Genomic DNA, 17,171 nt, shown 5'->3' on the forward strand with positions numbered 1-17,171 from the left:
TTAACATTCGGCCATTCACATTCCGAATCAATCAAGTTCAACAGGATAGTACAACTCGATGTCATGTTTTTCCCGCACCATACTAGCCGCTTCAATCAGCGCAGCTCTTTTTGTGCCACCGACTCAAGCAGAAGCTATGTTAGACGATAGTGTGCAGGAACTGCCCGCTATAGATCAATGTTTGATCAACGAACCCGAAGCTGAAGGCGCTAATGAGCAGCCTATCAATGTTGAAGCCGATACGCTAGAAGCAGTGAATGGCGAACGCGCAAACTACAAAGGTAACGTGGTCGTCGTTCAAGGCAAAAAACGTATTTTGGCAGATACAGTGACTCTTCACCAAAAAGAAAACATTGTGGTTGCTGAAGGCAATGTAAACTTTAGTGATGGCGAAGTAAAAACCGTTTCAGACAAAGCGACCAATGATCTTAATACCGACTTAATGACGCTAGAAAACACAAAATATCAGTTTTTGTGTGAACCAGGACGCGGTGAAGCGGTTTATGTTTCAAAAACAGGCAAAGCGATTTATGAAATTGAAGATGGTTCGATTACCTCTTGCCCCGAAGGCGATAACGCTTGGCGTTTGAAAGCATCGAGCATCGATATTGACCAGAACGAAGAACAAGCGACGTTCTACAACCCTCGTTTTGAAATTCAAAATGTACCGGTTTTTTACCTACCGTTTTTAACCGTACCGATTGGTGATACTCGTAAGACTGGTTTTTTGTACCCAACGATATCTTATGGCTCTAGTGATGGTTTTGAGGCTGAAGTACCTATCTACTGGAATTTGGCACCAAACTACGACCTAGAAACCACGTTTAAATACATGCAAGAACGTGGCACACAGTTAAACAGCAAATTTCGTTATCTGAGTGACTTCGGTAGCGGTAGCATTAAATCCGAATATTTACCTGACGATAAAAAATACACTGAACAAGGAAACCGTTGGGGCTTCCAATATGAACATAGCGGTATTTTCAACCAGATATGGAAATTTGATATTGATTACTCTCGCGTCAGTGACATTAGCTACTTTTCCGATGTAGATTCTGACATTGGTAACCGTGAAGATGGGCAGTTAATTCAAGAAGGTCAAGCTACCTATCGCTCTGATAATTGGGATTCATCAATACTGGTTCGTGATTTTCAATTACTCACTGAAGATAAAACAAATACCAATCAACCATACCGTTTAATACCACAGCTTGCGTTTAACTATTACGCACCAGAGCTGCTGCCCTATATGGACTTCGACTTAATCAGTCATATATCACGCTTTGAAACCAATGCAACAGGCAAACCCGCTGCAACACGGGTACATATAGAACCCGGCATTACTATCCCTATCGCTAATACCTGGGGGACCTGGACTACCGAAGCCCGATTGTTAGGGACTTATTACCAACAAGATCTCGATGGTGTTACAGCAAGTGAATACCAAGATCTTGAAGAAAGCGTCACTCGCGTTATACCTGAATTTCGCTCTCATGCCGGAATTGTCCTAGAAAGAAATACCGCAATCTTCGAGGACTACACACAAACTCTCGAACCACAACTCCAGTACTTGTATGTACCGAAAGAAAATCAAAAGAACATTGCTAAATACGATACAACGCTGCTGCAAACCGATTACTATGGGCTTTTCCGCAGCCGCAAATACAGTGGTGTTGATGAAATAGCAGCAGCAAACCAATTTAGCTACGGCGCATCAACCCGCTTCTTTGATGAGCAATATAAAGAACGTTTGAACATCTCTTTTGGTCAAATTCTATACCTTAGCAAAAGCAACCGACTGGATAACAGTAATAACAAAGAGGTTAAATCCAACTACTCCGCTTGGGCGGTAGAAATGGACTTCAACTATGACGATTACCTTTTCTACCACGGTGGCGTTCAGTACGACATTGATACAAGTGCGATGCAACTCGCCAACAGCACCTTAGAGTATCGTGCTGGCTCTGGATATATTCAAACTAACTATCGTTATGTAACGAAAGAGTATATCGAAAACACCGTCGGTGATAGCGTTCCGGTAAATTCAATCACTGTCGATGGCATTTCACAGGCTGGTTTATTAGGCGGTTACCAGATTAATCGTAAATGGAATGTGAGCGGTCAGTACTTCTACGATTTAACGACCGATGAAAGCTTGGAGTGGCTGGCGAACTTAAGCTATACCTCTGATTGTTGGTATATCGGCTTTACCTATAGCAATCAGTTAAGACGTTGGAATGGTAACTTTATCACTGACCCGGATGCTGACCCAGTTTATGAAAATAACTTTAGCCTAAACTTCGGCATTGTCGGCTTTGGTACCACCATTGGTGCAGGTTCAGGTTTAGCTGGAGTTGATAACGCTGGTAATGCTTTAGGTTATGGTCGCCCATTTACTCTAAGTAACTAATTTATTTGGCCTATGCTATCACGTAGGCTTTTTCTCATCTTTGATAGGACTGCAAATGAAATTGTGGAAACACACCCTTATTGGCTTAGTTGCAACATTAAATATTGCAACCGCTTCAGCGACTCCCGTTGAGCTTGATCGCGTTGCCGTTATCGTCAATAGCGGCGTTATTTTGCAAAGCGATATTAATAGCGCCATAAAAACCCTGCACATCAATGCTAAGAAAAATAACCAAGCACTTCCTGATGAAAAGGTCCTGCGCGAACAAGTGATAGAAAAACTGATTATCGATACCGTTCAGCAACAAGAAGCTGAGCGTATTGGAGTGCGGATCGATGATAATCGCCTTAATGAAGCCATCAATGAAATTGCTAAAAATAACAACCAAACGATTGACGAACTGACTACTTCTGTTGCCGCTGAAAATTTAACTTACGCAGAATTTCGCGAACAAGTGCGCAAAGAAATTGCGGCTAGTGAAGCTCGCAATGCTCTTGTGCGCCGTCGAGTCAATATCCTCCCTGCTGAAGTCGATAACCTAGCCGATATCCTTGCCCAGGAAACCAATGCGACCGTTCAGTATAAAATTGGTCATATCCAGCTACGTTTTAGTGATGACCAAAATAAAACCGTTGTTGAGAAACAAGCCAAAGAATTAGCTGAAAAACTAAACCAAGGTGCTGATTTTAGTACCATGGCTTATACCTACTCTAAAGGTCCAAAGGCACTACAAGGTGGTGATTGGGGTTGGATGCGTAAAGAAGAAATGCCAACCATCTTTGCCGATCAAATCAAAATGCAAAATAAGGGTACTATTATTGGTCCATTTCGTAGTGGTGTTGGCTTCCATATTTTAAAAATCGAAGATGTGAAAGGCTTAGAAACGGTTGCGGTAACCGAAGTAAATGCACGCCATATTCTGATAAAACCAACGGTTATTTTAAATGATGATGGAGTTAAAAAAGAGCTAAATGACTTCATCCGACGCATTAATGCAGGTGAAGCAACCTTTGCCGAACTCGCTCAACAATACAGCCAAGACCCTGGTTCAGCTGCGCAAAATGGTGAATTAGGCTACCAAACACCTGACTTATACGTTCCAGAATTCAAACACCAAGTTGAAATCTTGCCAGTTGGTCAAATCAGCGAGCCCTTTAAAACCGTGCATGGCTGGCACATTGTTGAAGTACTTGATCGCCGTGAAGTTGACCGTACCGATTCTGCAATTAAAAATAAAGCCTATCGTATTCTTTTTAATCGCAAATTTAATGAAGAAGCAAGTGCTTGGCTGCAAGAAATGCGCGCCAGTGCCTTTGTGGAAATCTTAAAGGATGAGCAAGATGACAATTAAGCGCATTGTTGTCACGGCTGGTGAGCCAGCAGGTATTGGTCCAGATTTAGTACTGGCGCTATCTAAAGAAAATTGGGCACATCAACTCATTGTGTGCGCTGATAAAACTTTACTCGAACAACGCGCACAGCAACTTGGTATTAATGTAAAACTTGAAGATTATGACTCAAGTGCGGAGCCTACCCCCCAACAAGCGGGGTCATTAGTTGTGGATCACATTCCTCTCGCAACCCTCGTTGTCGCGGGGAAGCTTGATGAAGCAAACGGTCATTATGTATTAAACACATTAGAAAGAGCCGCTTTAGGCTGTATGAATGATGAATTTGATGCTATTGTCACCGGCCCTGTCCATAAAGGGGTGATCAACCGTGCTGGCGTTGCTTTTAGTGGCCACACCGAGTTTTTTGCTGAGAAGTCAAATACACCATTAGTCGTGATGATGCTTGCAACTGAAGGATTAAGAGTGGCATTGGTGACGACTCACATCCCACTTGCGTATGTATCCAAAGCGGTTACGGAAGATCGGTTAGAAAAAATCATTGCGATCCTACATAAGGATCTGTTGGAAAAATTTGCCATCACAGAACCGACGATTTATGTGTGTGGATTAAATCCTCATGCAGGAGAAGATGGCTGCCTAGGTCGTGAAGAGATTGAAACCATCACGCCGACACTAGAAAAGATTCGTCAACAAGATGGCATTAATTTGATAGGCCCACTACCAGCCGACACCATCTTTAACGACAAATACTTGCAAGATGCCGACGCTGTTTTAGGCATGTATCACGACCAAGTTTTACCCGTATTAAAATACAAAGGTTTTGGTCGTTCAGTAAATATTACTCTTGGTCTACCCTTTATAAGAACATCGGTCGATCATGGCACCGCGCTCGAATTAGCAGGGAAAGGGGTTGCGGATACAGGGAGCTTTAGAACAGCACTCGCCTACGCAATTGACTTGGTAGAAAAGAAACCTAATTAATTTCGAGAAAACTATGAGAAATGATGTCCACTTAGGACACAAAGCGCGTAAACGTTTTGGTCAAAACTTCCTAAACGATCCATACATTATTGATGGTATTGTCTCTGCGATTAATCCACTACCAGGGCAAAACCTGGTTGAGATTGGTCCTGGTCTTGGTGCCATCACTGAACCTGTAGGCCGTGAAGTCGATAAATTTACGGTCATAGAGCTGGACCGTGACTTGGCTGAACGTCTCCGTAACCACCCTGAATTATCAAGTAAATTGACGATTCATGAAGGCGATGCCATGCGTTTCGACTTCACTCAATTAGTGAAGCCAAATAATAAACTGCGTATTTTTGGCAACTTGCCGTATAACATTTCAACACCGCTAATGTTCCACTTATTTGAATTTCATAAAGACATTCAAGACATGCACTTCATGTTACAAAAAGAAGTGGTTAATCGTTTAGCTGCGGGCCCTGGTAGCAAGGCATACGGCCGTCTAACCGTTATGGCTCAGTATTTCTGTAAAGTAATACCGGTATTAGAAGTACCACCTACTGCATTTGTACCGCCACCAAAAGTAGATTCAGCCGTTGTACGTTTAGTGCCTTATGAAGTCCTACCGCATCCAACAACCAATATGAAGTGGTTGGAACGAGTGTGTCGTGATGGCTTTAACCAACGTCGTAAGACGGTACGTAACTGCTACAAAGGTTTAATTGAAGCGGAAACGTTAGAAGAACTTGGTGTTAACCCTGCTTTACGCCCAGAAAACCTAACACTTGAACAGTTTGTTGCTATGGCAAACTGGTTAGACGCTAATCACGCCTAATGACGATTGAGCGATATACTTTCAATGTCTATCGCTCATCTATCAAAACAAGGAGTTAACATGGACGTATCTCAACCTTGTATCAAAATCCAAGTCCAAACTAAATACATTGCCGAACAGTCAAGTCCTGAATTACATCGCTATATATTCGCTTACCTCATCACCATCACCAACTTAAGTAAACAGCAAGTTCAACTTATGAGCCGCCGCTGGCTTATCACTGACTCTAATGGTAAGCAAATGTCGATTGAAGGCGATGGCGTCGTTGGAGAGCAACCAATTATCCAAGCCAATGATGAATACTCCTATCACAGTGGAACGGCTTTAGAGACACCTGTCGGTGTTATGCAAGGTCACTATGTCATGCTTGATCAAGATCAGAATGAATTTATCGTAGAGATAGCCCCTTTTCGTCTCGCGATCCCCAACGTTTTAAATTAATGAGGTACTTGTGGCGAATTATATCGTCGGTGATATTCAAGGCTGTTTTGATGAACTTCAGCATCTGCTTGCTACCGTAAAATTTCAACCACAACATGATACGCTTTGGCTAGCGGGTGACTTAGTCGCACGGGGGCCAAAATCATTAGAAACATTACGCTTTGTAAAAGCGCTAGGTAATTCAGCGCGCGTCGTGTTAGGTAACCATGATCTTCACTTACTCGCGGTATCTATTGGGATTCATCCGGCCAAATCTCGAGATAAAACACTACCGATCCTTCAAGCTCATGACGCTGACGAACTATTAGAGTGGCTACGCCATCAACCACTTATGGCTGAACATCCCGAGTTTGTGATGTGTCATGCCGGTATTTCGCCGCAGTGGGATCTCAATACAGCACGTGAGGCAGCAAAAGAAGTCGCCGCGGTTTTGCAAGGTGAAAACTGGCGCTGGTTGATAGAGCAGATGTATAGCAACACTCCCGATATCTGGAGTCACAAGCTGCAAGGTATCGAGCGTTATCGCTACATCATCAATGCTTATACCCGCATGCGATTTTGTTTTACGGATGGAAGGCTAGACATGGCGTGTAAGCTGCCGCCACAACAAGTTAGCGATGACGCACTCGTGCCTTGGTTTGATGTTCCTCAGCGAATTCCATTAGATAAAACCGTCGTATTTGGTCACTGGGCCGCATTGGAAGGCTACCGCAGTCAATACTGCATTGGATTGGATACTGGCTGTGTATGGGGAGGAACTCTGACCATGCTACGTTGGGAAGATCAACAATATTTCATTCAACCAGCTTTAGCACACAAAAACTAACGGATTAGAACATCCGGATCAGCGTTTAATGGTGATCCGGAATCTGTTATTTCTTATCGAAAATCACAAACTGCATGTTGTGTGCATTTTTTTCATCCGCTTGATACGCTTCACGATGCACTTCCTGCCACTCACTTCCCCATTCAGGAAATTGGGTATCACCCTCAACATTTAAGTCAATAAAGGTGAGGTATAGCTTATTGGCTTTTGGCATACAGGCTTGATAGATAGAACCCCCACCAATGATCATCACTTCATCCACATCACCCGCAACCTTGATTGCTTCATCTATAGAAGGCGCAACACAGACTCCTTCAATCATCAGAGAAGCATCACGGCTGATCACGATATTATGGCGACCAGGTAGAGGACGACCAATCGACTCATAGGTTTTACGCCCCATGATCACAGGTTTACCTAAAGTACAGCGCTTAAACCACGCAAAATCAGCAGGTAAATGCCATGGCATTTGATTATCTTTACCAATAACTCGCTTGTCTGCCATCGCGGCAATCATACTGATGATCATAAAATAAGATCCTAGAGTGGAATGAGAGAAAACGATATTCCGCTTTCAATGTTCTAAACAATGGGTTTACGGCGATAGAATAGCAAGCCTGGTACCGCGAGACCAACCGCTAAGCCGGCAATAATAAACATTGCCTTCAGAAAATTAGCCATCAGCGTCGAAAACAGTTCAGGGGTGAAGCCAAGATGGTTAATTTCAACCATGGCGATCATTGCTTTAAAAGCAAAGACACCAGGTACCATCGGGATTAACGCCGCCACAGTGAACACTTTGGGGTGTGCCAAAAATTTATGCGACCAATTAACGCCGACCATTCCAACAATGGTTGCGGCGAAAAAAGTCGCCCACTCAATTGGAATACCAAATTGCATCATCAAATAACGCGAGCCATGACCAATCGCACCACCTAAAGCACAGTACTTAAGCGCAGGTACGGGCACATTGAATACCAAAGCAAAACCCACCGCAGGAATCGCTGCAAAAAACATATCATTAGCTAAGCCAATCAATAAATTCATCCAATCCATGTTACCACCCCCACACGCCAGTCAGACTCATCGCAGCCACAATCCCAAGACTAGTTGCCAAGGTGAGTAAGCTGGCCATGACAAAACGGGCAATGCCCATATTGATGTAGCCTTTGAGCATATCAGCAACCGCATTAATCAATGGAAAACCAGGCACTAACATCAATACCGAAGAAGCCATGACAATGGTCGGCTTATTACCTAATTGGTAAATGACCGCTTGAGTAGAAATGGTAGACGTAACAAATGCTGTGACCGCAAAGTTGACGAGCGGATTAAAGTGGCGATGGCCTATTTCTTGGCGAACGATCATGCCTACAGCAGAAGCAATGAAAGTCATTGCAAATACGGTCCAATCTCCGCCAGCCAAACGAGCGAATGCCGCACATGAAAGACCGATCATCACCACCACTAACCAACGATTATAGCGCTCTGGACTTATTTGATTGAGTTTCTTCTGTGCAAGAGAATAGTCTAAAATTCCTTTCTCCATCATGATACAAATGCGCTGCACTTGAGTCACAACTCGCATGTTGATACCACGATCAGGGCAACGACGAGCGGTCGTAATGCAGTGGCTATCATAAACGGTAGTCAATACTAACGAACTGGCGGAAAGTGATACTTCCACTTCACTCATTCCACAGGCTGCGCCCATTCGACGCATAATATCACCCACTAAAGTGCTTTCAGCACCATGCGCTAATAACATCTGCCCTGCTTGGGCGACTAATCGAGAAACCGATCTCTGTTTGGATGCCATGATTCCTTTCCTAACGTCCTAAAAGTGCAACATTTTGCACGAAAATAAGTATCTGAAATTTGATTTAGACACAAAAAAGCCGCAATTGCTATTGCGGCTCAATACTTTGGACAAAATTAATCACGAACATAGATAACGTGACCGTCATCTTCTTCGTCATCCCAATCGTCCCAATCATCATCGTCATCTTCAGTAATAACGTTCTGACCACTCATTGCATCTTTATGGTAATCATCCCACATGAAGTCAACTTTTTGCGCTTCGCTTAGCTCTTCTTTTTCACGAGGTAATGTTTCCATAAAGTCAGCCAGCTCACGGCATAACTCCGCGGTGCCTTTCTTATTCACAGCCGAAATTTTGAAGTATTTACCTTCCCAAGCCAATGCTTCCAAGATCTCTTGGATCTTTTCATCCGCTTCTTCTTCCAGCATAAGATCAACTTTGTTGAACACTAACCAACGTGGTTTTTGTGCTACTTTCTCGCTGTATTGCTCGAGCTCATCAATGATGGTTAGTGCATTTTGCGCCGGATCACTTTGATCAATCGGCATGATGTCGATCATATGCAGCAACACGCGACAACGCTCTAGGTGTTTTAAGAAGCGGATACCCAAGCCAGCACCATCCGCAGCGCCTTCGATCAAGCCTGGAATATCGGCAACCACAAAGCTCTTCTCAGGGACAACACTCACCACGCCTAAGCTTGGGATTAAGGTTGTAAATGGATAATCGGCAACTTTCGGTTTTGCAGCAGAAACAGAGCGAATGAACGTCGACTTACCCGCATTAGGTAAACCAAGCATACCGACATCAGCAAGCAGCAATAGCTCAAGACGCAACTCACGGACTTCACCTTTAGTACCCATTGTCTTTTGACGTGGAGCACGGTTAACCGAGGACTTAAAGCGAGTGTTTCCTAGACCGTGCCAACCGCCTTTTGCGACCATGACAGTTTTGCCATGCTCAGCAACTTCACCAACCACTTCATTGGTATGGATATCAACCGCACGCGTACCGACAGGGACTTTTAGCGTAATGTCCTTACCGCGTTTACCAGTACAGTTACCACCACTACCATTTTTACCACGCTCAGCTGCGTAGAAACGCTGGAATCGGTAGTCAATTAGAGTATTAAGGTTTTCGTCAGCTTGAATGTAGACGTCACCACCATCACCGCCATCGCCACCGTCAGGGCCACCTTTCGCCACGAATTTTTCACGCCAAAAGCTAACGACACCGTTACCGCCATCGCCCGCTTCGACTTTAATTACCGCTTCATCAACGAATTTCATTTGTTACTCCGCACTATTTGCGCTGCGATATCACTGTTACACAATGATATAAATTCTAGCAGATACAGACTCAGAATCGACCTTGGTCATCCTTTGTTTCACCTGCAATTGGAACACATAAGGAGAAACTCTAGCGATTAGAGTGTCTTCTTTTCTGTTCGACTGATAAATAAAAAACCCCACCGTAACGGCAGGGCTTTTGAATTCAGCTAGGTATTAAACTTATTCAGCTTCGATGCTAACAAATTTACGGTTTTTAGAACCTTTGACCTCAAACTTCACTTTACCTTCGGTAAGAGCGAAAAGAGTATGGTCTTTACCAATACCAACGTTAGTGCCTGCGTGGAACTTAGTACCACGTTGACGAACGATGATGTTACCTGCAAGAACAGATTCACCACCGAAACGCTTAACACCAAGACGTTTGCTTTCTGAATCGCGGCCGTTACGAGTAGAACCGCCAGCTTTTTTGTGTGCCATTGTTAAACTCTCCTAAATTACTTAAGCGTTGATGCCAGTGATTTTCACTTCAGTGAACCACTGACGGTGGCCTTGCTGCTTACGAGAGTGTTTACGACGACGGAACTTAACGATTTTAACTTTATCGCCACGACCGTGTTGTACTACTTCAGCAGTAATTTTACCGCCTTCAACAAGAGGTGCACCAACAGTGATAACCTCACCGTTAGCAACTAGAAGAACTTTATCAAATTCAACAGTTGCACCAGTTTCAACGTCTAATTTCTCTAAACGAAGAGTTTGACCTTCGCTTACACGGTGTTGTTTACCACCAGATTGGAAAACAGCGTACATATTTTACTCCGCTCTTTCCGCACAGCCGTATGCTTTTTATTTGAGCAATTTGGGTGTGCGCTAAACTAATCATCAATAGGGCGCAGATTCTACGCGAATGAGTACCCTAAGACAAGCCATATTTTGAAAAAATTGGCGAAAAGCTAATCGCCAATGAAAAGTGCCGCAATCATGCCTTTAAGCCATGTATTAATCAACGTTTTTTAGTGTATTATTCGAGAATTATAGAAGAACAAAATACCTTATAGGTTCTAACTTCAGCCGGATCAATCATGGATTTTAACGCTATCCAAACACTTACTGCCAACGACATGGCAAAAGTGAATGAAACAATTCAAGCTCAGCTCAACTCTGATGTATCTTTAATCAACCAATTAGGGTTTTATATTGTCAGTGGCGGAGGTAAACGCCTGCGCCCTCTGCTGGCTATCTTGTCAGCTCGCGCTCTCGGTTATCAGGGAGAGGCGCACACGACCGCAGCCGCATTTATCGAATTTATTCATACTGCGACCTTGTTGCACGATGATGTCGTCGATGAGTCTGACATGCGTCGTGGCAAAGCAACTGCCAATGCCGCATTTGGTAATGCCGCCAGCGTGTTGGTCGGAGACTTCATCTACACCCGTTCATTCCAAATGATGACTAAGTTAGGATCATTAAGGATCCTCGAGTTAATGAGCGATGCTGTAAACGTCATTGCGGAAGGTGAAGTTCAGCAGTTAATGAACTGTAATGATCCTGACACCACCGAAGAAAGTTATATGCAGGTGATCTACTCAAAAACGGCACGTTTATTTGAAGCGGCAACTCAAATTGGCGCTATCTTAAACGATGCCCCTCAAGAGATCGAAACAGCTTTACAAAATTACGGCAAATACCTCGGCACCGCTTTCCAGCTCATTGATGACGTGATGGATTACACCTCTGATGGAAAAGAGATGGGCAAGAACGTTGGTGATGATCTAGCGGAAGGTAAACCCACTTTACCACTGCTGTATGCCATGCAAAATGGTACACCAGAACAAGCCAGTATGATCCGCGAGGCAATTGAAAAATCGAATGGCATGGAGCGTTTAGATGAAATTCTAGCGGTCATGAAGCAGACAGGTTCGTTAGAATATACAACGCAAAAAGCGCAACAAGAAGCCGATAAAGCGATCGCTGAACTTGCTGTAATTACTGATAGCGATTACAAACAGGCGTTGATTACACTGGCTCATATGGCAGTGAACCGCACTAAGTAACCGATGATGATGGCTCGATATAACTTGCGATTTGTTCTTCTATTTTATCCGCAAGTAATCAAGCATTAGACAAACAGAGATGAAGAGCCTTGTTATCAAGGCTCTTCATCATTCTAGTAAGCCTTAAGCTACAACCCACCTTGCCAAATCATCCCACAAGCAACAACAGCAACAACGGTCAAAGCACACGCGCCAAACTTCTCTCTCCCTTGGAATGGATGAATGCCCTGCTCTCGTTTAGCTTTGATGTAGAAATAAAGCCCTGGCAGATACAGCAATGCAGAGAGCATCAAATAATGCAAACCAGAAGCGTACAGCAACCACACCCCATAAATCGTCGCCGACAAACCAATGATGAGTAACTTGCCACGATTTTTCTGTTCAATCGCCAGCTTAAGCGTGAATGCACCGACCAAAAAATATGGCACTAAGATCATTTCAGATGCAAAGATCAACAATGTGTCATAGGTACTACCTGCATACATCACTAAAATCAATGAACACTGGATACAAATATTGGTTAACGTCAACGCCTTAACCGGGCTGCCCGCTGCATTTTGTTTAGCGTAAATTGCTGGAAACACTTTATCTTTTGCGCATAAAAATGGTGCTTCGGATGCCAGTACTGTCCAGCTTAAAAATGCCCCACAAACAGAAATAATAAGACCGATACCAATGATGTACTCGCCCCACGGGCCAATAATCATGGTCAGTACTTTTGCCATTGATGGATTCTGATATTGCGCCAGTTCTACCGGCTTGATAACACCCATTGACAGCAACGTCACCAGCACATATATCGTCAGAGCTGTCAACAAACCGAGAATGGTCGCTTTGCCAATATCAGCACGATGACGAGCTCGACTAGACACGACGACAGCACCTTCAATACCAATGAACACCCACACGGTAATCAACATTGTGCTTTTGATTTGGGTAAGCAGATCGTGTTCGCTGCCAAAATGAAGCCCAGTAAAATCTAGCGTAAATTTATCCCAACTAAAGGCAAATGCAGCGCAAAGAATAAACAGAACTAAAGGTACCATTTTCGCGAAGGTAGTAATGAGGTTAATAAACGCTGCGGTTTGCACTCCCCTTAACACCAGTAAATGCACAAGCCAGAGTAATACCGAAGCACTAGCAATAGAAACCCAAGTATTTCCTGGTCCGAAAATGACGCTATCAGGGCTATCAAAAAACATCCCCAACGTGCTAAAAACGATGACTAGATAAGAAACATTGGCGACCATGGCACTAAACCAATAACCCCAGGCAGAACAAAAACCTGCAAAGTCTCCAAAACCCTCTCTGGCGAAACCAAACACACCGCTATTGATGTGCGGCTTATGGATCGCTAGTTGTTGGAAAGAAAGCGCAAGAAAGATCATCCCTATACCAGTGATCCCCCATCCAATCATGACGGCTAAAGGGCTAGCCACAGAGGCCATATTTTGCGGCAGGCTAAATACACCAGCACCAATCATTGAGCCAATGACAAGCGCTGTGAGTGAGCCTAAACCGAGTTTATTATCCATGGTGATGTTCCTGTGAGTATCTACACATACGAGGAAGAAGGCGCTATTTTAGAGAACAATATGATAAGACATAGCCCTTAAGTGATCTTTATCACCTAGATAGTGATAAAGATGGCAACTTCATTGCCGAGGATCAAAAAGATAGTAAGTTCATCATCAAAATAACAGTGAAAACAGTAAAAAACTCCGCATTTTACACACAGAAAAGCGTCTTAATATAAAAAGTTGCATTTACTCAAACAATAACTCTGAGTTGGCCTTAAAAATTAAAATTAAAATCAATTACTAAAAACAGGTAAATATAGCGATTAAACCGCTTAAAACACACAAATACTAAACCGGTTAAAGTGCTGTTATGAAAACATTTAGCCTATAAAAAATGCCGCTCTTAAAAGAGCAGCATTTTTAGAGTCATGATGTTTCGCGATTATTTAGCGAATTCAACACCAATAGCGATATCACCTTGCAGTGTTTCAAGCATGCCGTCCAAAGCAGCTTGCTCATAAGCACTTAATACACCGTAGCTTAATACTTCCTCTACGCCGTCTTTGCCTAATTTGATTGGTTGAGCAAAGAAAGAAGCATGTTCGCTACCACCATCAACGTAAGCGCACTCAACAATACCAGGTTCACCTTGCAGTGCTTTCACTAAAGACAGACCAAAACGGCAAGCCGCTTGTCCCATAGAAAGTGTTGCACTACCGCCACCCGCTTTTGCTTCAACCACTTCAGTACCAGCGTTTTGAATACGCTTAGTTAAAGCTTCGACTTCTTCAGCGCTAAACTCAACGCCTTCAACTTGAGATAGAAGAGGCAAAATAGTGACACCAGAGTGACCACCAATAACAGGTACACGAACCTGGCCTGGATCTTTATCTTTAAGTGCTGCCACAAAGGTTTCAGAACGAATAACATCCAGTGTAGTCACACCAAATAATTTACGCTTGTCGTACACACCCGCTTTTTTCAATACTTCAGCCGCAATTGGCACTGTTGTGTTTACTGGGTTGGTGATGATACCAACGCAAGCTTTAGGGCACACTTTCGCAATTTTTTCTGCCAACGCTTTAACAATGCCAGCGTTAACATTAAATAGATCAGCACGATCCATACCTGGTTTGCGCGCAACACCAGCTGAAACTAACACCACATCCGCACCTTCCAGTGCTGGCGTTGGATCTTCTCCAGCATAACCTTTGATCGATACCGGTGTCGGGATATGGCTAAGATCAGCAGCAACACCAGGGGTAACTGGTGCAATATCGTATAATGCTAGATCTGAACCAGCAGGAAGACGGTTTTTAAGTAGAAGTGCTAGGGCTTGACCGATGCCACCAGCGGCACCAATAACAGCTACTTTCATCGTAGTTCTCCTTGAGAGTTAATCTCTTATAAATGTTTTTCGTAGGGTATTTTTAAGGTAAAACGCTATAGCAATCACAATATGATTACAATCAATTAACGTCAGCTTTGCGACCTTGCGCAATCGCAAAAAAACGTGCCACAAAACCAATGGCGATTATGACGCTTATTATCTTTACTGACAAAAGCTTAAGCCGCTATTCGACTAAAGTTTTACGCCAACTTTACAGTGACCTTTTAGACACTTTTGCAGGATAGTTTGGCGATAAATGCATAGCTATGCGAGAATATGCAGCAATAAATGTTCAATCGAAGATGATGACTATGCGCAATAATGATAAGCAAGATAATCTAGTTCGTGTTTTTAAAGCCCTACTAAAAGAAGAACGATTCGGCTCTCAAGGTGACATCGTTGATGCACTGCGTAACGGAGGGTTTGAGAATATCAATCAATCTAAAGTTTCTCGCATGCTCACTAAGTTTGGTGCCGTACGTACTCGCAATGCAAAAATGGAAATGGTTTACTGCCTTCCTGCTGAGCTTGGGGTTCCGACAGTATCAAGCTCACTGCGCGAACTGGTGCTAGATATCGACCATAACGCTGCACTGGTTGTGATCCATACCGGCCCTGGCGCAGCGCAGCTTATTGCTCGCTTGCTCGACTCTTTGGGGAAATCAGAAGGTATTTTAGGCGTAGTAGCCGGTGATGATACGATTTTTATCACCCCAACTTTGAATGTCACAACAAAGCAACTATTTGATTCTGTTTGCGATCTGTTTGAATACACAGGTTAAACTTCAGCTCAAACTCCGCTCATTTTCTAACATTATCAGAGTCGTGCCGCTTATTGAGGCGTGACTCTGTTCACATCTTCAAAAATAAGACATCACTAATTAAGTGATAATAACTCATTGATAAGCAAGCTATTGTCATATATTTGACACTAAAGGAGTCACTAATATATAGCCTATTTCGCTATGTTTTTTAACATTCCTATAATTATGTGTCGATTTTTTGGTATTATTTAGCCGCTTTTTCAACACACGGATTGAAAAAGACGACGTTTCCTAGTTAAGGAAACTACCCCTATATTGCTATTATTTATGGGGTTAATAATGGATAAGGAAGGAAAATTCATGGCATTGAATAAATTGATTAAAGTTGGAGCGATTGCAGCTGCAGTGATTGGCGCGGGTGCGGTCAATGCTCAAGGGTTCATAACAATTGGTACTGGCTCGGTGACGGGTGTTTATTACCCAACGGGCGGTGCGATTTGTAAACTTGTCAACAAAGGACGTAAAGATCACAACATTCGTTGTTCTGTAGAATCAACTGGCGGCTCTATCTACAACGTTAACACTATTCGTGCTGGTGAGTTAGATTTCGGTATCGTTCAGTCAGACTGGCAGTACCATGGCTACAATGGTACCAGTAAATTTGAAGAGCAAGGTCCATACAAAAAACTACGTGCGGTTTTCTCACTTCATACCGAGCCTTTCAACATCATCGCACGTGCTGATTCTGGCATTAATGGCGTAGCAGACCTGAAAGGTAAACGTGTCAACATTGGTAACCCAGGATCTGGTGACCGCGCAACCATGGGCGTTGTTATGGATGCGATGGGTTGGACTAACGATAGCTTCAAACTTGCCTCTGAACTAAAAGGCTCTGAGCGTTCTCAAGCATTATGTGATAACAAAATTGATGCCTTCATTTACATGGTTGGACACCCAAATGGTTCAATCAAAGAAGCAACAACTTCTTGTGATGCGAAATTAGTTTCTGCAACAGGACCTGAGATTGACAAAATCGTCGCAGGCAACCCTTACTATGCATATAGCACAGTACCTGCTGGCATGTACCGTGGTACAGAGCAAGATGTGAAAAGCTTTGGTGTAGCGGCAACATTAGTGACGAGCACTGACGTTTCAGACGATGTGGCCTACAACTTAGCTAAAGCAGTATTTGAAGATTTTGATACCTTTAAACGCCTACACCCTGCTTTCGCAAACTTGAAAAAAGAAGACATGGTAAAAGCGGGGATCTCTATTCCTCTTCACCCTGGCGCTGAAAAATACTACAAAGAAATTGGCCTGCTAAAATAATGTCGCACTGCGATAACTCATAACTTAGCGAACCAGAAAGGAGGTGTCATGCCTCCTTTCATTAACACATTCATATATTCCAAACCGTTAGAGTTTAGCCAAGCTGTTAAAACTCTATATCTTAGGGATGTATTTTGGTTTTCAATGATTAGAAAACCAACTTTGATCGA

Annotated in this window: 17 protein-coding genes; 9 read left to right on the forward strand and 8 right to left on the reverse strand. The window is 43.3% G+C overall.

What is annotated here, in order from left to right; translation table 11 throughout:
- Positions 1 to 58: 58 nt before the first annotated feature.
- The 6 genes from lptD to apaH are packed head-to-tail and all read left to right on the forward strand — an operon-like array spanning position 59 to position 6,830.
- Positions 59 to 2,410 (forward strand): LPS assembly protein LptD, encoded by a 2,352-nt coding sequence (lptD, locus tag AACW06_RS06320; protein WP_192074448.1) that lies wholly within the window; start codon positions 59 to 61, stop codon positions 2,408 to 2,410.
- A gap of 55 nt (positions 2,411 to 2,465) precedes the next feature.
- Positions 2,466 to 3,761 (forward strand): peptidylprolyl isomerase SurA, encoded by a 1,296-nt coding sequence (surA, locus tag AACW06_RS06325; protein ID WP_192074449.1) that lies wholly within the window; start codon positions 2,466 to 2,468, stop codon positions 3,759 to 3,761.
- A complete protein-coding gene (gene pdxA / locus AACW06_RS06330; RefSeq protein ID WP_192074450.1) occupies positions 3,751 to 4,743 on the forward strand; it encodes a 4-hydroxythreonine-4-phosphate dehydrogenase PdxA in 993 nt (330 codons plus the stop codon). Before surA ends, pdxA begins: the two co-directional genes overlap by 11 nt.
- Before the next feature lie 13 nt (positions 4,744 to 4,756).
- The gene (rsmA, locus tag AACW06_RS06335; RefSeq protein WP_192074451.1) at positions 4,757 to 5,563 is read left to right on the forward strand and encodes a 16S rRNA (adenine(1518)-N(6)/adenine(1519)-N(6))-dimethyltransferase RsmA; all 807 of its coding nucleotides are present in this window, start codon (positions 4,757 to 4,759) and stop codon (positions 5,561 to 5,563) included.
- Between the two features lie 60 nt (positions 5,564 to 5,623).
- A complete protein-coding gene (gene apaG / locus AACW06_RS06340; protein ID WP_053308755.1) occupies positions 5,624 to 6,004 on the forward strand; it encodes a Co2+/Mg2+ efflux protein ApaG in 381 nt (126 codons plus the stop codon).
- Positions 6,005 to 6,014: 10 nt separating this feature from the next.
- The gene (gene apaH, locus AACW06_RS06345; RefSeq protein ID WP_192074452.1) at positions 6,015 to 6,830 is read left to right on the forward strand and encodes a bis(5'-nucleosyl)-tetraphosphatase (symmetrical) ApaH; all 816 of its coding nucleotides are present in this window, start codon (positions 6,015 to 6,017) and stop codon (positions 6,828 to 6,830) included.
- 46 nt (positions 6,831 to 6,876) lie between these two features.
- Here the strand turns inward: apaH and folA are convergent, their stop codons facing one another.
- The 6 genes from folA to rplU all read right to left on the reverse strand — a co-directional run bounded on the left by folA (position 6,877) and on the right by rplU (position 10,754).
- Complete coding sequence (folA, locus tag AACW06_RS06350; RefSeq protein WP_053308757.1) at positions 6,877 to 7,359, reverse strand: type 3 dihydrofolate reductase; 483 nt, start codon at positions 7,357 to 7,359, stop codon at positions 6,877 to 6,879.
- 53 nt (positions 7,360 to 7,412) lie between these two features.
- On the reverse strand, positions 7,413 to 7,886 hold the full coding sequence (locus AACW06_RS06355) for a threonine/serine exporter family protein (protein WP_053308758.1): 474 nt from the start codon (positions 7,884 to 7,886) through the stop codon (positions 7,413 to 7,415).
- Between the two features lies 1 nt (position 7,887).
- A complete protein-coding gene (locus tag AACW06_RS06360) occupies positions 7,888 to 8,649 on the reverse strand; it encodes a threonine/serine exporter family protein (protein WP_053308759.1) in 762 nt (253 codons plus the stop codon).
- Between the two features lie 116 nt (positions 8,650 to 8,765).
- Positions 8,766 to 9,941 carry an Obg family GTPase CgtA gene (gene cgtA / locus AACW06_RS06365; RefSeq protein ID WP_053308760.1) on the reverse strand — a complete coding sequence of 392 codons (1,176 nt, stop codon included), beginning with the start codon at positions 9,939 to 9,941 and terminating at the stop codon, positions 8,766 to 8,768.
- Between the two features lie 222 nt (positions 9,942 to 10,163).
- Entirely contained in the window at positions 10,164 to 10,421 is a 258-nt protein-coding gene (rpmA, locus tag AACW06_RS06370; RefSeq protein WP_053308761.1) for a 50S ribosomal protein L27, read from the reverse strand.
- 21 nt (positions 10,422 to 10,442) lie between these two features.
- Entirely contained in the window at positions 10,443 to 10,754 is a 312-nt protein-coding gene (rplU, locus tag AACW06_RS06375) for a 50S ribosomal protein L21 (protein ID WP_053308762.1), read from the reverse strand.
- A 272-nt stretch (positions 10,755 to 11,026) separates the two neighbouring features.
- On the opposite strand from rplU, the gene ispB reads away from it, so the two are divergent.
- Entirely contained in the window at positions 11,027 to 11,998 is a 972-nt protein-coding gene (gene ispB, locus AACW06_RS06380; RefSeq protein ID WP_172532105.1) for an octaprenyl diphosphate synthase, read from the forward strand.
- A gap of 128 nt (positions 11,999 to 12,126) precedes the next feature.
- Here ispB and AACW06_RS06385 read toward each other — a convergent pair whose 3' ends face one another.
- On the reverse strand, positions 12,127 to 13,533 hold the full coding sequence (locus AACW06_RS06385) for a basic amino acid/polyamine antiporter (protein ID WP_192074453.1): 1,407 nt from the start codon (positions 13,531 to 13,533) through the stop codon (positions 12,127 to 12,129).
- Positions 13,534 to 13,960: 427 nt separating this feature from the next.
- Entirely contained in the window at positions 13,961 to 14,896 is a 936-nt protein-coding gene (gene mdh, locus AACW06_RS06390) for a malate dehydrogenase (RefSeq protein ID WP_053308765.1), read from the reverse strand.
- A gap of 323 nt (positions 14,897 to 15,219) precedes the next feature.
- Here mdh and argR point away from each other — a divergent pair, with 323 nt between their 5' ends.
- Positions 15,220 to 15,690, forward strand: a complete 471-nt coding sequence (gene argR, locus AACW06_RS06395; RefSeq protein ID WP_192074454.1) for a transcriptional regulator ArgR — start codon at positions 15,220 to 15,222, stop codon at positions 15,688 to 15,690.
- Positions 15,691 to 16,032: 342 nt separating this feature from the next.
- Positions 16,033 to 17,001 (forward strand): TAXI family TRAP transporter solute-binding subunit, encoded by a 969-nt coding sequence (locus AACW06_RS06400; protein WP_192074455.1) that lies wholly within the window; start codon positions 16,033 to 16,035, stop codon positions 16,999 to 17,001.
- The last annotated feature ends 170 nt before the right edge of the window (positions 17,002 to 17,171 follow it).

It is taken from the genome of Vibrio sp. S12_S33 (assembly GCF_963889785.1).
Taxonomy (GTDB): domain Bacteria; phylum Pseudomonadota; class Gammaproteobacteria; order Enterobacterales; family Vibrionaceae; genus Vibrio; species Vibrio aestuarianus.

Coding starts and splice junctions, on each gene's coding strand:
- rplU (WP_053308762.1), bottom strand. CDS start 10,754: ATGTACGCTGTTTTCCAATCTGGTGGTAAACAACACCGTGTAAGCGAA.
- apaG (WP_053308755.1), top strand. CDS start 5,624: ATGGACGTATCTCAACCTTGTATCAAAATCCAAGTCCAAACTAAATAC.
- mdh (WP_053308765.1), bottom strand. CDS start 14,896: ATGAAAGTAGCTGTTATTGGTGCCGCTGGTGGCATCGGTCAAGCCCTA.
- folA (WP_053308757.1), bottom strand. CDS start 7,359: ATGATCATCAGTATGATTGCCGCGATGGCAGACAAGCGAGTTATTGGT.
- ispB (WP_172532105.1), top strand. CDS start 11,027: ATGGATTTTAACGCTATCCAAACACTTACTGCCAACGACATGGCAAAA.
- AACW06_RS06360 (WP_053308759.1), bottom strand. CDS start 8,649: ATGGCATCCAAACAGAGATCGGTTTCTCGATTAGTCGCCCAAGCAGGG.
- rpmA (WP_053308761.1), bottom strand. CDS start 10,421: ATGGCACACAAAAAAGCTGGCGGTTCTACTCGTAACGGCCGCGATTCA.
- AACW06_RS06385 (WP_192074453.1), bottom strand. CDS start 13,533: ATGGATAATAAACTCGGTTTAGGCTCACTCACAGCGCTTGTCATTGGC.
- lptD (WP_192074448.1), top strand. CDS start 59: ATGTCATGTTTTTCCCGCACCATACTAGCCGCTTCAATCAGCGCAGCT.
- AACW06_RS06400 (WP_192074455.1), top strand. CDS start 16,033: ATGGCATTGAATAAATTGATTAAAGTTGGAGCGATTGCAGCTGCAGTG.
- argR (WP_192074454.1), top strand. CDS start 15,220: ATGCGCAATAATGATAAGCAAGATAATCTAGTTCGTGTTTTTAAAGCC.
- AACW06_RS06355 (WP_053308758.1), bottom strand. CDS start 7,886: ATGGATTGGATGAATTTATTGATTGGCTTAGCTAATGATATGTTTTTT.
- surA (WP_192074449.1), top strand. CDS start 2,466: ATGAAATTGTGGAAACACACCCTTATTGGCTTAGTTGCAACATTAAAT.
- pdxA (WP_192074450.1), top strand. CDS start 3,751: ATGACAATTAAGCGCATTGTTGTCACGGCTGGTGAGCCAGCAGGTATT.
- cgtA (WP_053308760.1), bottom strand. CDS start 9,941: ATGAAATTCGTTGATGAAGCGGTAATTAAAGTCGAAGCGGGCGATGGC.
- rsmA (WP_192074451.1), top strand. CDS start 4,757: ATGAGAAATGATGTCCACTTAGGACACAAAGCGCGTAAACGTTTTGGT.